Annotated in this window: 14 protein-coding genes; 5 read left to right on the top strand and 9 right to left on the bottom strand. The window is 66.2% G+C overall.

Annotation, left to right across the window (positions count from 1 at the left end):
* Positions 1-11 precede the first annotated feature (11 nt).
* Entirely contained in the window at positions 12-461 is a 450-nt protein-coding gene (soxR, locus tag ACWDTF_RS10585; RefSeq protein WP_240856439.1) for a redox-sensitive transcriptional activator SoxR, read from the bottom strand.
* A 164-nt stretch (positions 462-625) separates the two neighbouring features.
* Positions 626-1,486, bottom strand: coding sequence for a universal stress protein (locus ACWDTF_RS10580; RefSeq protein ID WP_240856438.1), 861 nt, complete (start codon positions 1,484-1,486; stop codon positions 626-628).
* A gap of 173 nt (positions 1,487-1,659) precedes the next feature.
* On the opposite strand from ACWDTF_RS10580, the gene ACWDTF_RS10575 reads away from it, so the two are divergent.
* Together ACWDTF_RS10575 and ACWDTF_RS10570 are read left to right on the top strand one after the other, a co-directional pair.
* Positions 1,660-1,953 carry a hypothetical protein gene (locus ACWDTF_RS10575; protein WP_240856437.1) on the top strand — a complete coding sequence of 98 codons (294 nt, stop codon included), beginning with the start codon at positions 1,660-1,662 and terminating at the stop codon, positions 1,951-1,953.
* 74 nt (positions 1,954-2,027) lie between these two features.
* Positions 2,028-3,608: a serine/threonine protein kinase gene (locus ACWDTF_RS10570; protein WP_449754353.1), complete on the top strand. Its 1,581-nt coding sequence runs from the start codon at positions 2,028-2,030 to the stop codon at positions 3,606-3,608.
* Positions 3,609-3,840: 232 nt separating this feature from the next.
* Here ACWDTF_RS10570 and ACWDTF_RS10565 read toward each other — a convergent pair whose 3' ends face one another.
* The 7 genes from ACWDTF_RS10565 to mrf all read right to left on the bottom strand — a co-directional run bounded on the left by ACWDTF_RS10565 (position 3,841) and on the right by mrf (position 12,438).
* Positions 3,841-4,653 carry a protein kinase domain-containing protein gene (locus ACWDTF_RS10565; protein WP_240856435.1) on the bottom strand — a complete coding sequence of 271 codons (813 nt, stop codon included), beginning with the start codon at positions 4,651-4,653 and terminating at the stop codon, positions 3,841-3,843.
* A 1-nt stretch (position 4,654) separates the two neighbouring features.
* Positions 4,655-6,802, bottom strand: a complete 2,148-nt coding sequence (locus ACWDTF_RS10560; RefSeq protein ID WP_449754352.1) for a cation:proton antiporter — start codon at positions 6,800-6,802, stop codon at positions 4,655-4,657.
* A gap of 11 nt (positions 6,803-6,813) precedes the next feature.
* Positions 6,814-8,409 (bottom strand): FHA domain-containing protein, encoded by a 1,596-nt coding sequence (locus ACWDTF_RS10555; protein ID WP_355277653.1) that lies wholly within the window; start codon positions 8,407-8,409, stop codon positions 6,814-6,816.
* Positions 8,406-8,843, bottom strand: coding sequence for a hypothetical protein (locus ACWDTF_RS10550; RefSeq protein WP_240856432.1), 438 nt, complete (start codon positions 8,841-8,843; stop codon positions 8,406-8,408). Before ACWDTF_RS10550 ends, ACWDTF_RS10555 begins: the two co-directional genes overlap by 4 nt.
* A gap of 3 nt (positions 8,844-8,846) precedes the next feature.
* Positions 8,847-10,340, bottom strand: a complete 1,494-nt coding sequence (locus tag ACWDTF_RS10545; RefSeq protein ID WP_355277683.1) for an FAD/NAD(P)-binding protein — start codon at positions 10,338-10,340, stop codon at positions 8,847-8,849.
* 485 nt (positions 10,341-10,825) lie between these two features.
* Entirely contained in the window at positions 10,826-11,086 is a 261-nt protein-coding gene (locus ACWDTF_RS10540; RefSeq protein WP_240856431.1) for a type B 50S ribosomal protein L31, read from the bottom strand.
* Positions 11,083-12,438 carry a ribosome hibernation factor-recruiting GTPase MRF gene (mrf, locus tag ACWDTF_RS10535; RefSeq protein ID WP_240856535.1) on the bottom strand — a complete coding sequence of 452 codons (1,356 nt, stop codon included), beginning with the start codon at positions 12,436-12,438 and terminating at the stop codon, positions 11,083-11,085. The genes ACWDTF_RS10540 and mrf overlap by 4 nt, the downstream gene beginning before the upstream one ends.
* 69 nt (positions 12,439-12,507) lie before the next feature.
* On the opposite strand from mrf, the gene rpmB reads away from it, so the two are divergent.
* Genes rpmB through rpsN form a run of 3 tightly spaced genes read left to right on the top strand, consistent with a single transcriptional unit; the run spans position 12,508 to position 13,219 of the window.
* Positions 12,508-12,744 (top strand): 50S ribosomal protein L28, encoded by a 237-nt coding sequence (rpmB, locus tag ACWDTF_RS10530; protein WP_449754351.1) that lies wholly within the window; start codon positions 12,508-12,510, stop codon positions 12,742-12,744.
* Positions 12,744-12,914 (top strand): 50S ribosomal protein L33, encoded by a 171-nt coding sequence (rpmG, locus tag ACWDTF_RS10525; protein WP_240856429.1) that lies wholly within the window; start codon positions 12,744-12,746, stop codon positions 12,912-12,914. Before rpmB ends, rpmG begins: the two co-directional genes overlap by 1 nt.
* Positions 12,914-13,219 (top strand): 30S ribosomal protein S14, encoded by a 306-nt coding sequence (gene rpsN, locus ACWDTF_RS10520; RefSeq protein WP_240856428.1) that lies wholly within the window; start codon positions 12,914-12,916, stop codon positions 13,217-13,219. Before rpmG ends, rpsN begins: the two co-directional genes overlap by 1 nt.
* Positions 13,220-13,227: the final 8 nt, after the last annotated feature.

Genomic DNA, 13,227 nt, shown 5'->3' with positions numbered 1-13,227 from the left:
CCCCCAGAAAGTCAGTTATCCCGCATCAGTCGACGCGGCCCGGGGCCGAGTTTGTTGAGTTCGTCCCCCGGATTGAGCAGGTGACACTCCCCCAGCGACAGGCATCCGCAGCCCACACACGAGCCGATCATGTCGCGCATGTTCTCCAGGAGTGCGATGCGATGGTTGATGTCGTCGATCCACCGTTTGGACGCCGCTTCCCACATCGCTTTCGGCGGCGATTCGTGGTCACCGAGTTCGGAGAGGACCTCGGCAATCACTGCCAGCGGAATCCCGGCTGCCTGCGACGCCCGGATGAAGGCCACTCGACGCAGCATCGCACGGTGATAGCGTCGCTGATTCCCCGAGGTACGCCGGGAGAAGATGAGTCCCTGCTCCTCATAGAATCGGACCGCCGACGGTGCGATTCCTGCCCGCTGCGCGAGTTCTCCCACGGAGAGCTCGAGCTTCTTCAGGGCCATGCCGCCATGGTAGGCGTCACCGGTCCCGGAGAAGGATCGCAGCGAGCGGCCCGTCGTCGTACGAAGGCCACCGTCGGCGATCCATGATCACGAACACCCCTGCCCCCGACGGGATCATGGGGTGTTCGATCGATTGCGCCCGCACGCCCGCGGACGCGAGTCTGTCAGGCCCGGACGACCATCACCGGGCATTGCGCCTGGTGCATGACCTTCTGGCTGGTCGAGCCGAGCAGTAGTCCTTTGAAGCCGCCACGACCGCGGCTGCCCACGACTATCAGTTGAGCGTCGTCGCCCGCAGCGTCCAGCAGCGCCTTGGCCGGATCCTCCGGCAGCACCTTGCGCTCGACGTTGACGTCGGGATAGTCGGAGGCGAATCCGGCCATCCGCTCGGCAACGGCTTCCACGGCGTCCTGCGACATCCGCGCGACCTCATCGGGGTCGATGCCATAGCCGTGCAGGGCATCCACATCCAGCGGTGTCCAGGTGTGCACTGCCACGAGTGTCGCGTTGCGCAACGACGCCTGCCGGTACGCCTCGGCGACAGCGGCTTCGCTGACCGGCGAATCGTCGACACCGACCACCACCGGTCCGCCGCCGCCTTCACCGGCGACGATCACGACGCGCCCATGCGCGTGTGCGGCGACCGTGGTGCTCACCGAACCCAGGAACAGTCCTTTGACGCTGCCGAGCCCGCGGGTACCGAGGACGATCATCGATGCTTCCTTGCCGAGTTCGAGAAGGACGCGGCCGGCATCGCCGTCGACGATCGAGGTGACGACACTGACGTCGGGAGCCACCTGCTTGGCCGCATCCGCGGCGGCATGTACCGCATCAGAGGCATCTTGACGAATTGCGTCGATGACGTCCTGGGGAATGATCAACCCCGGGGCGTAGTCACTGGTGCTGGCGTCATACACGCCCACCAACTTGAGTTCGGCGTTCTCCACCGCGGCGGCTCGAGCCGCCCACCGTACTGCACCTGTTGCCGCGTCCGACCCGTCAACGCCGACGAGAATCGCGTTCATATGCAGACCATCTCCTCAATTCGACTGGAGGATACTCTTATCCTCACCTTCTATCGTGCCCGGTTACGACTGTGGTGGCAATAAGGCGAAAGTCCCGTTCTTACGCGTTGCGAAGCTCCGTGTAGGGTGTTGTCGACGATGAACATGCTTGCGAACTACCAGGAGTCGGCCCGATGACCGGCACGTCGGACGATCTCCGCGCGGTGGCCATTCACGTGATCGTCACTGTCGCTTTCACCTTCGGCCTCATCGGCGTCGCCGTCGCGTCGTCCTCGCCCTTGCGCACGGCGCTGTTCGCGGCGTCACCGATCGTGGCACTGCTGGGGGCACTCGCCATGTTGTGGCGCACCTATCGGGTCTGGCGAAACGAAGGCCGCTGGCAGGTATGGCAGGGCGGATCGTGGTTTCTGCTCGCATTCTTCGTGATCACGCTCTTCGGCACGGCAGGCGAACTCGTCGAGTCTTAGGGCTAGACTCCAACAAACCCGGGGCGAGCGAAGCGACGGGCAGTAACCTCACGACTCGGGGAGCAGATCCGACTGTGAACATCTCTGGCACCGTCCCGCCGGGAACCACAGTGTCAGGGCATCGGATCGAGGCCGTGTTGCGGGCGGACCCGGGCGGGGTCACCTACCTCGCCACCAACCCCTCGCACCCGGAGCCGGTGGACCTCACCCTGATCCGACCCGATCTCTCCGCCGATCCCGACTTTCGACGCCGACTCGAGCGCGCCATCGACGTCGCAACGCGCTTGCGGCATCCCAACCTCGCCGAAGTGCTCGGACGCGGGAGCGACAACGCGCAACTGTGGGTGGCCGCCCGACACCTCGACGGCATCTCCGCTGCCGAACGTCTCCGCAGTGGACCCAACGCTTTCGACGAAGAGACCGCCGTCGCCATCGTCACCGACATCGGCAAGGGGCTCGACAGCGCGCACCGCAAAGGCCTTGTCCTGCGCAACATCAGCCCGGCCACGATCATCCTCGTGCCAGCCGAGGCGGGACAGCAGACAGCTGCACCACGCGCCGTCCTCACCGGATTTGCCCTGTCGCGCACCGCAGACGACGCCCGGTACCATCCCGCGAACGACGTTCACATGCTGGCCTACGTGCTCCTCGAGCTGCTCACCGGAACCCCTCCGTCACCCAATGAACCACTGTCGGAGAGCATTTCGCCCACCCTGCGGTCGGCCATCGACCGCGCCCTCGGTGCCGACAAGAACGTGCGCTATCGCACGTGCGCCGAATTCACGCGCGCGGCCGAACTCGCCGTCACACTGTCCCGGCCCGAAGCCGCCCAGCCACCGCCGTCGGGCGACTTCCCGTCGGGGAGCCCGGTGCCGCCGTCGTCGTCGGCGACGAGGGCCGCACAGGTCGCCGACGCGCAGCGATCACAACCCGCTCCTGCTTCAGTGGAGGCGACCACCCAGGCGATAGACCAGCCGACCACCCGCCTCCGGCGACTGTTCACCCCGCGGGCAAATCCGGAGAGTGCCACCGAGGTGGTCACCGACCGCCGCGCCGCCCTCGGGCAGGCCGACGCCTCTCATCATCCCCAGCCGCGCAACGCATCTCGATCGGGGTCGGCAGTCCGTGCCAAATCTGCCCACAACCGGCGGATGCCGCCCGTCGTGGTGCCCATCGTCTCCGTGCTGGTCATCGTCGGTGTCGTCATCGGCACGCTCGCCTACCTGGGGGCGCGGAACGGCGGCGACAAGTGGTCGTCGGCCGCCGCACCGATCGCCGACACCTTCCCCGACCTGCTTCCCTCGCGACCGGCCGAGAACGGCTGGGGTGACTCCGGATGCAAGGAGATCACCAACGGCGACGTCCCCGGGATCAGCTGCATCAACCCCAACAACCTCACGTTCGTCGTGTGGCACACCGCCACCATGGCCGGCCGGTCCGTCGTCACCGCCGACTTGCCCAAACGCCCCGGCCAGCCCCACCGGTGGGATGAGGGCCCGGTCTTCGCCAGCCCCGACACGGTCCCGCACGGCTGGACCATCACCAACTTCAACGACGACCCACGGCGCCCCTACACGATCGTCGCCACGTGGCCCGGCCACACCGGGCAGCAAGTCCTCGACGACTGGTGGCAGACAGCACCTTTCGGCACCTGACGGTGACCATCCCCAACTCGAGACCGCTTCCGCCGGCTGAGGCGTCCCGTCGGCTGAGGCGTCCCGTCGGCTGAGGTGCGAGGAGCGCAAACGACGAGCCTCGAAGCCTCCCTGGTGAGATTGTGTTGTTGTCTCACCAAGCCCCTTCGAGGCTCGCTTCGCTCGCACCTCAGGGAGCGGAATAGGCCCTTCGAGCCAGGGAGCGGATGGTCGGCTCTCCCGGCGGCTGGGCTCACGCCTCTTTGATCGCCTCGATCTTGTCGGCGACCTCGAGTGCGGTGGCCGGGCGGGTGCCGGCCAGTGCGAGACAACTCGCGATCAGCGCACGCTCGTCGCGGTCGAGGTTCTCCGAGAGCGCCGGCGGAGTGGACAGTGCGGCGCGAATCGCCAACAGCGGCTGGGCTTCTGGGATGTCGCCGTACACGCCGCGACCGGTGAGCGCGACGTGCAGGCACGCACCGAGCGACCAGATGTCGGTGGCACGGGATGGTGTGTCACCGGCCAGCAGAGCAGGATCCATGTACTGGACCGCGCCGGGCTGCGCGAAACTGGTGATCGGCTCATCGGCGGCGAGAACCCGGGCCAGACCGAGGTCCGAGATGCGACCGCCGCCCTCGGTGACCATGATGCTCGTCGGCGTGATGTTGGCGTGGGCGATCCCAGCTTCGTGCAGTGCGTCGACGCCACGGGCCGCGTCGGCGATCGCCGACAGCTTCTCGTTGCGGGTCAGCGGCCGAGTCGGAGCGCCCAGCGATCCCAGCGGGAAATACTCCATGGCATACATGAATTGGCCTTGGAGCACAGCGTCGTACAACGCGGCGAGATACGGCGACTGCACCGCGGCGAACGCGCGGAGCTCGCGGACACCGCGACGATAGGCATCGTCACTACAGGTGCCGCTGAACACCTTCACCACTACGCGCTCGGCGTTGATGTTCAGGCGCGGTGGTGGGACCGCCACGTAGAACGTGCCGTTTCCTCCTGCACCCAACTTGCTGAGCACAGTGAAATCCGCGAGCTGTTGCGGAATCTCGACGGTGGCCATGTCAGTGCCTCTCCGGTGTTTCGTGTGCTGTGGTGTGCGTGTGCACTGGTTGCCCGAGTATCGGGCGCGGGGCGGCTGAGTCCACCCGTTCTGCGACCACCCGTTCAAAGTAGCGACTCACCCTGTCCCCCAAGCCTTCTTCACTGGTTCCCACATGGTCGACGACCTTGACGGTGCCGTCGGTCTCCTCGTCGGCCACCACAATCAATGCCGCGACCCGATCGTAGGAGCGCTTGCGGTCGATGACGCTGATCTCGAGACCTTGGTCGATCGCCGGTTCCAGATCGGCGAGCATGCGACGCCGAGATGCGCCGGTCACGATCGTCAGCGGCGCAGATTCGTTGAGTGCCAACCCGGCAGCCACAAGAATGGCGGTCCGGCCGGCACGCGTCTCCGGTGCGACGCAGACGATCGACGCGGCCCCCCGATCCCCGCTCGCAGCAATATCGGGTCCCGGAGCTCGCTCGTCCACCGTCACCACGGGTGCGATCTGCAGCCCGTCGGCGATCTCGGAACGGCTGCTGTCGAGGAAGATGAAATCGATGTTGGCGTTCTCGGCCATCTCGGTCAGATCGACCACCGGGTCGGCACTGAAGCGGCACAGCACCGACACCGAATCCGGGCCCGGTAACGCCGATCCCAACATGTTCAGCTTCTCCACGGCCGACGCCATCGCAGCGAAGTCCGGCATGATCGGCACCCCGACCTCGAGCCGCTTCGCGGGCGCCGTGACCGAGAGTACGCCGGCCAGGACCACGTCGTAGCCCGCCGCCGCACCGAAGAGTCGCCGATGTCGATGCAACAGTTCGTCGACACTCGCGTCGAGATCGGTCAGCACCACCATCGCCCGGTTGGCCGATCCGGCCGCCAATGCGAGGCGCTCAGCCTCCGCAATGTCGTTGGCCACCACCGAATCCGGATACGCGAGTCGTAGGAGCGGCGCGGTGAGCACAGTGGTGACCAGCGCCATGACCACGAGCATCGCGTAGAGCTGGGGTGTGAGCACGTCGAGGCTGAGCCCCACGGACAGGATCACCAACTCGGTGAGCCCTCGGGTGTTCATCAGCACGGCTATCGCAGCGCTCTGTCTGCCCGGGATCGCACTGGCCCGAGCACCGGCAAAGGCTCCGAGGAACTTACCCGCGATCGCCACGAGGAGAACCAGCACGAGCTGCCACAACCCGTCCAGACCGATGCCGCTCAGGTCCACCGCCAGACCGGTGACCACAAAGAACATCGGCAGCAAGAGCAGCACACTGGCCTGTTCCAGCCGTTCGAGGATCTCCCGGTGCAGTTGTTCGGCGCCGACTTTCGGCATCACCGCACCGAACACAAAGGCACCGATGATCAAGTGGATGCCGATCCACTCGGTGGCCGCCGCCGACAGGAACAGCCCGATCAGGACAACAGCGAGGATGTCGGGAGTCATGCGGCCCGCGGTGTCGCGCCACTCGACCAGACGAGCGAGCAACGGGCGCACGACGAGGAACATCACCGCGCAGTACAACAGCGATAGCCCGACGATCTTGCCGACGTCACCCACGTTCTCGCCACCGATGATGGCGGTCACGAATGCGAGGAGGGTCCAGGCGACGATGTCGTCGACCGCGGCTGCGGCCAGGCTGAACACGCCGGGCACCGTGCGCATCATCCCGCGGTCGTTCAGAATGCGGGCCAGCACCGGAAATGCGGTGATGGACATGGCTATTCCGAGAAACAGCGTCAGGTTCGCGAGACTGACATTCGGGGCGAGCGACTTGTCGTCGTGCTGGTCGTACAGGATCAGGGCGAGTGCCGCACCCAGCGCGAACGGCAGGATGATCGACGACAGCGAGATGCTCGCCGCAGCGCGTTCACGCCCCTTGATGAGCCGCATGTCGAGTTCGAGCCCGACGATGAACATGAACAAGACCAGCCCGAGCTGGGCTATCGCCAAGAGCAGCGGTCGCACCTCGGTCGGGAACAGCCATTCGTCGGGGTTGCCCGGGAACAGCCCGAGCAGGCTCGGCCCCAGCGCGATTCCGGCCGCGATCTCACCTACCACCGCGGGCTGCCCCAACTTACGTGCCACGAAGCCACCCGCTCGCGCCGCCGCGATGACGACGGCGACGTCGAGGAGAAGGAACGTGACGGTGTGCGTGTCGGCCATGTCGCCCTCGGTCAGACTCGGGCGTGCGGGGATTCGAAGATGAAGTGCCGTCCGCCGATTCGCACGTGCGAACCGGGAGCGAGCACATGCGGGCGCTGCGCGGGCAGTCGGGTCTCCCGATTGCCGCTCAACGGGTCGACGACGTAGGTACCGTTCGCCGAACCAAGGTCGACGAGTTGCACCGTCCATTCGACGAGCCGGATCTCGACGTGTCGCCGGGAGAGCTGTCCGGACTCGTCCTGCACGCGAATCGGTTTGGGCTTCCCCCGCCCTCCACCCCCTCCGGTTCCCGGTTCACGTCCGATCACCAGATCCTCGTCGAGCAGGTACGTGGACCCGTTGTCGAGCAACAGCCAGCCCAGCGGCGGCCGCTCCCCTTCGACCAGGATCGCGGTGAGCTGATCCATGCGGATGCCGCACACCCCGCACAGCCACGATTGCGGGTGGTTGAGATGTCCACGGGAGCAGCGAATCCCGTGAACATGTGCGCGGGATTCCTCGATCTTCACAACCTCGGTTGCCGGCCGCTGATGTTCCTGCTTGGGCAGCGGTGCGCGCTGCTCCACCGGTTCGTGCAGGTCGTCGTGATGCACGTGTGCGTGCGGCACCGGTTCGGCGGGTCGCACGGGTTCGACGGGAAGCGGCTGCGGAACCGGCTCGGGCGAAATGGGCTCGGGTGCAACGGGGTCGGGAACTGCGGAACCGAGCGACGCCGACTGGAAAGGTTCACCACCGCCCAGTGACGACGACTGGAACGGCTGCGGTTCGGGCACTGCCACCGGGCCAGGGCGCGGCTCGGGCTGCGGAGGATGAGGAGGAGGCGGCGGCGGAGTTGGCGCCCGCATGGGTTCGGTCGCCGAGTTCATCGATTCGTCCACAGCGTCGACGGCCGGCGCGGGCGCAACCGGATCCGGTTGGACGACCGGCTCTTCCACCGGTGGCTCCGGCGCCGGCTTCGAAAAGTCCAGGGGCGGTTCGTGGAAGGCCGGAACGGACTCGTCGGACTCGGCGTCGACCGGCTCGGCGGCAGGCTTGGATGCGATGTCGTCGACGTGGACTTCCGGACGAATACGCGGTGGTGGCGCCGCGATCTCGTGGATTTCGGTGCCCCGCAGGCCCAGCGGCGTGTGCAACAGGGCACCCCTGGCCGGGACCACGCCGTTGACCAGGTCGAAGGACTCTTCGCCCGGTTCGGCGGGGACTGCGCCGACCAGATACAGTCCCAATCCTTCGAACGGCCACACCACGGCGCGGTCGAACGGTTCGTCGCCCTCCGGTTCGAGTCGCTCACCGTCGGCTTCGGCAAACACCGCCCCGGACATGAAGATTGCGATTCCGGCGCTGTCGGGCGCGGCGAAGGCGATGTTCACCGGGTCGTCGGCGGTGGCGACGATCTCGGCGAGCTTGCGCACCAGATGACGGCCGCGGCGCGGCATCCGGTCGGGTACCGCGACGGCGGCCTGCAGCGCAGTGACGTCCTTGAGCAGCGCGGCCGGTGCGTCGGTGGTGAGCACGCACAGGAATGCGGGTTTGCGGATCACGATTCCGTCGCCCGGGACCAGGGTGACGGTGGGCGTCAGACTCGGGGTCTCGGCTGACGTGGTCAAAAGAACCGGCCTCCTTGGAATCGCCAGTGCGGGAAGATCGCTCGCAACGGCCCGTTGACCGCCACCCACACGATCAGCCAGGTGGTGATGAACTGGATACAGAACACGAGTGGGGTCAGCTCCACATCGTCGGGCAGCACCGGGACGTATTTGAGGAAGAACCAGGCCGCGATGCCCTCGTTGATGGCGGTGAGCAATCCGAACAGGGTCGGCCAGTCCTTCTCCCACCGGAACTGTTGCAGGAAGTGGTAGATGAACTCCCAGCCGACACCCAGCACGATGACCACGGCCAGCACCGTGAACGCCACCTGATAGCTGGTGGCAATCGGAGCGCCGTCGGGCAGGAACGGAGCGAGGACCAGCGTCCAGAGTCCACCGAGGATGCCCAGGACCAGCACCCGGGTCTGAATTCGGCCCCACAGAGTTGGCAGCATGGGTCAGTCCACCCCCTTGTGATTCACCCAGCGCCACCACTGCCGCACCGATCTGCCCGGTCCGAGCCGCTTGCAAAAGCCCTGCTTGGCAAGATCATCGACGATCTCGAGGGCCGCGATCTGCAGCCCGAGGAAGGTGTCGACGCCCGGGAAGTACCCACCGAGAGTCGCACTGCCCGAGGCATAGATCTTCCCGCTGCCATTGCGCGTGCCCTTGAGCTCGAAGTCCCGTTCGACATCCATGCGACCGACCGGGTTGATGCCGGCGCCGGTGTGGTCGAGGAGGTCGGCGAGTAGCCGATGCTCGCGGACGTCGGCTTCCAGTCCGGTGCAGTCGATCACGTAATCGGCGTACAGCTCGAAGGTCCCGTCCGGCCGGTGTTGCTGTTCGATCGGTGCGTGCGGGTCGACGCGCACCGTCGCCATCACGCCCTGACCGCCCTGGGCCGGGACCAGACTCTCGGCCTTGCCCACCGCGACGCGATACCAGCCCTCGGAGCGTCCGCGTTTGAGTTGCTCCTGCCAGTCGTCGCGCACCGGAGTGTTGGTGCCGCCCATCTGCTTGTACGCCTCGGCGCGTTCGTGGCCCTCGAGTTTGCGCATGCGCGCCTTGAGTTGGCCACCCCACACCGATTTCGGATAGTTGAAGCCCTGGTAGGCCCATCCGTCCTTGCCTTTGCGCCGCATGAAGATGTGCGGTCCGTGCGCTTTGTCGACGTAGCTGCGGAACAGATGCACGATCTGGGTCTGCAGGCCGTACTTGTCGCGGTCGTCGATGAGCCGCTGCAGGACACGCGATGCGACGATACCGGCACCGCGGATCATCACCGTGCCGGGCTTGCGCTGGAGGGACTGGTAAATGTGTTCGTGCGGCTCGTAGGCGTTGACGACCTTGCTTGCGTCGCGGTACTTCTCACGGAATGCCTGCAGGTCGGGCAGCAGTTTGATACCCGGGTAGCCGATGGCCACGTGAACCCACTGGCTGCGGAACGCGACGCGCTTGGTGGGCGAAGTTCCTTGCGGCGGTGTGAGAATCGTGAAGTAGCCGCCACCGGCCCGGCGTCGGATCATCCGAACCTGTCCGCGATGCAGGCAATTCAGGTAGCCGATCCGGTTGCACTCCTTCTCCATCGACTCGAATGCGTGCCCGGCCTTGGGCGTGTAGTAGTTCGAGAAGATCGGCTCGGTCAGCACGTTCCACAGCGGCCCGATCTTCTTGTCGTTCCACGCTTCCCGCACCGCATACGACGGGAATCCCCAGATGTTGTCCGGCGTCGAGGCGGAGTCCGAGCGCAGCCGCTCACCGCGCGGGATCTGCGACACCCGCGTCAGGTATTCGTAGCTGTGCCACGGCACATCCTGCGGACCGAGCACCGCGATCCGGTCCAGCGGGACGCCACAAATGCGGAGGTAGTCGACCGTGACAAAGGAGCCGATACCCGATCCGACCGTCACGAAAGGCACGTCGACAACCGGGATCCCGGCGAGCTCGACCATCTGGTCGGTCCAGACGTCGGAGTCGATGAGCTCCGGTGTCAGGTCACCGCCGACGGTCTGCACCTGACCACGTGCAGCTGGCTGCGGTGCCCCAGACTTCGGCGGCGGACCGGGTGGTCGTTGACCTGGAGGAGGCGGCGGAAAACCCGGTCCCGGAGGTGGTCCTCCCGGCCGACCGGGGTATCGCGGTGGTGGACCGGGAGGCGGCGGCCCGCCCGGAGGAGGGGAGGCAGGCACGATCCGCGTCGGACCTTGCGGGCCACGCGGATCGTGCGGCCCTCGTGGCGCGCTCACCCCAGTGTCCTCGGGTGTCCGGTGACACTCAATCGAACTGGGACGATCGCGTGCACGGCGCCGGACGGGCTAGCCTGACCGCACATCGGTCCTCCAGGTGAGAGGCGGGAACTTGGTGCGACAACTCTAACCCGTAGAAATCCGACCGGCGATCACAACCACTCAATCAGACGACACGCGACAGATGGCTTTCATCCGGCGTTTCGACCCAGGTCAGCGTACTTCCGACGGAAGCGTTCGACGCGGCCTTCCCGGTCGAGCACCCGCGCCCTGCCGGTCCAGAACGGATGCGACTTCGATGAGATCTCCACCACGATGAGTGGGTAGGTCTCACCATCGCTCCACTCCACGGTCGACGACGAGGTCGCGGTCGATCGGGTCATGAATTCGTCGCCGGTGTTGGCGTCGCGGAAGACCACCGGGTGGTATTCCGGGTGAACACCCTTCTTCATCGTCGGTCCTCTCGGGCGATGCTCGTCGACTCGTCGGCATCGCGTTCATCGGGTTCGCAGGGGTCGTTGTGGACGACACCGAACGGGTCGGAATAACTGAGCCAAGCCTGCGGCCCCTCAGCCATCTCGGCGTCGGTCAGGCAGGCGTCGCGGAGCGCTTCCTGTATCTCGATCGGGTCGGCCCGGTGGACGAGCGCGACCATCGACGAGTGCCGGTCTCCATGGGTGTCGTCCCAGCGCAGCGCCGCCATCGCGCGCCACTGGGCGTCGACGCCGGCCAGTTCGTCGACCGGCGTCGCGACCAGCCACCGGCCCGCCTCGCTGACCCGCAGGGCGCCACCGGCGGATTCGAGCCAGAACATGTGGTCGGGCCGCGTCGCCAACCACACCCGCGCCCGCGAACACACCACACCGTCGAGCAGGGCGTCGAGCGCTTCGTGCAGTCGTTCGGGATGGAAGGGCCGATCGGAATGGAACTCGACGATCTGCACACCACACTCGGAATCCAGCGGCGGTTCGCCGACGAGGAGCGGACTGTGCGGACCGCTCACCCGACCGCGGCGAGCACCCGGCTGTATGGCCTGCAGCAGGCTTGTCGCATGCGACGACGACATCGGCCGTTGCGGGAGTTCCAGAATGATAGGCGCCTTGGGCGCCAACCTCGTGAGGACGGCCATCAAACGTGCCGATGCCCAGTTGTCGCGCACAGCCGGATCGGCGGCGGACACCACGAGGGCATCGGCGAACGCGACCTGACCCACGGCCACCTGCGCGAGCGTCCGATCGTCGTCGTACTCGACCGAAATCATCTCCGATTCCGGGACGTCGTCGCCGATCGATGGTTCGCGATTCAGCAGGCCCGCTTCGCCCAGCGTGATGTCGCCGGTCGCCGCGTCGAGCCAATCGGCCTCTGCGACACAGACCACCGTCGCGTGGATGTCGACATCCAGGCCGGCCGGCCCGTCGACGAAACCGGGCATGTCCGTGATCATCACGGTGTCGATGGCCTCGCTGATCACCTCGGGTTCCAGGGTGGAGTCGAGTTCGAGGACAATGCGATTCACGCTGGTGCGCCGATGCAGCTGACGAAGCAGCGGCAGGAGGTCGAAGCGCAGCGTGCACGACGCACATCCGTGCTCGAGTTGCACGAGAGTGGACTGTTGACGGTCGGTGCCGTCGGGGTCCACCGAGCGCACCGTTCGAATGACTGCGCCGGAGTTCAGCGATCGCAGGTCGTGGTGGATCAGCGTCGTTCCTGGCGTCGCAAGCGAGTCGCTCACGCGGGCAACGCCGTCACGGTCGAGCCCGGAAACCAGGATCACCGGCGTCCGGCTATTGGGAACAATTTCCATTTGCACGTCGACCACGCTACCGTGTCCTGACAGTAATTGGAAATCATTGCCAACAAAAAAGGAGTGCTCGTGTCCGCACACTGCCAGGTCACCGGCCGCTCACCCGGCTTCGGTAATCGGGTCTCGCACTCGCACAGGCGAACTCGTCGTCGCTGGAACCCCAACATCCAACGTCGGCGGTTCTACCTGCCGAGCGAGAACCGCTACATCACCTTGCGCGTCAGCACCAAAGGGTTGCGCACCATCGACCGCCAGGGCATCGAGTCCGTGGTGGCCGGTATTCGCGCCCGCGGGGAGGAGATCTGATGGCCGCGCGCGGAAGCGAGATTCGCCCCATCGTCAAGCTGAAGTCAACTGCCGGAACGGGATACACCTATGTGACGCGCAAGAATCGGCGCAACGATCCCGACCGCATGACGTTGAAGAAATACGACCCCGTTGTCCGTCGCCACGTGGAATTCCGGGAGGAACGCTGATGGCCAAGAAGTCCAAGGTGATTCGCAACGAGCAGCGCAAGGTGATCGTCGCCCGCCACGCGGAGCGTCGCGCTGCCCTCAAACGCACCATCGCCGACATATCGTTGCCCGCCGCCGACCGTCGTCGTGCGCAGAGCGAACTGCAGGCACTCCCCCGCAACGCCAGCCCCACCCGATTGCGCAACCGCGACGCCATCGACGGCCGCCCCCGCGGATACATCGGGAAGGCCGGGGTCTCACGGGTCCGGTTCCGTGAACTGGCCCACCGCGGCGAGCTGCCCGGAATCCACAAATCCAGCTGGTAACAGCCGAT

The sequence above is a fragment of the Gordonia sp. NPDC003422 genome, from assembly GCF_053588675.1.
This window is presented reverse-complemented; position numbering and strand designations above follow the sequence as displayed.

Excerpts from the sequence above, each read along its gene's own strand:
- soxR (WP_240856439.1), bottom strand. The coding sequence starts at position 461 with ATGGCCCTGAAGAAGCTCGAGCTCTCCGTGGGAGAACTCGCGCAGCGG.
- ACWDTF_RS10580 (WP_240856438.1), bottom strand. The coding sequence starts at position 1,486 with ATGAACGCGATTCTCGTCGGCGTTGACGGGTCGGACGCGGCAACAGGT.
- ACWDTF_RS10575 (WP_240856437.1), top strand. The coding sequence starts at position 1,660 with ATGACCGGCACGTCGGACGATCTCCGCGCGGTGGCCATTCACGTGATC.
- ACWDTF_RS10565 (WP_240856435.1), bottom strand. The coding sequence starts at position 4,653 with ATGGCCACCGTCGAGATTCCGCAACAGCTCGCGGATTTCACTGTGCTC.
- ACWDTF_RS10560 (WP_449754352.1), bottom strand. The coding sequence starts at position 6,802 with ATGGCCGACACGCACACCGTCACGTTCCTTCTCCTCGACGTCGCCGTC.
- ACWDTF_RS10550 (WP_240856432.1), bottom strand. The coding sequence starts at position 8,843 with ATGCTGCCAACTCTGTGGGGCCGAATTCAGACCCGGGTGCTGGTCCTG.
- ACWDTF_RS10545 (WP_355277683.1), bottom strand. The coding sequence starts at position 10,340 with ATGGTCGAGCTCGCCGGGATCCCGGTTGTCGACGTGCCTTTCGTGACG.
- ACWDTF_RS10540 (WP_240856431.1), bottom strand. The coding sequence starts at position 11,086 with ATGAAGAAGGGTGTTCACCCGGAATACCACCCGGTGGTCTTCCGCGAC.
- mrf (WP_240856535.1), bottom strand. The coding sequence starts at position 12,438 with ATGGAAATTGTTCCCAATAGCCGGACGCCGGTGATCCTGGTTTCCGGG.
- rpmG (WP_240856429.1), top strand. The coding sequence starts at position 12,744 with ATGGCCGCGCGCGGAAGCGAGATTCGCCCCATCGTCAAGCTGAAGTCA.
- rpsN (WP_240856428.1), top strand. The coding sequence starts at position 12,914 with ATGGCCAAGAAGTCCAAGGTGATTCGCAACGAGCAGCGCAAGGTGATC.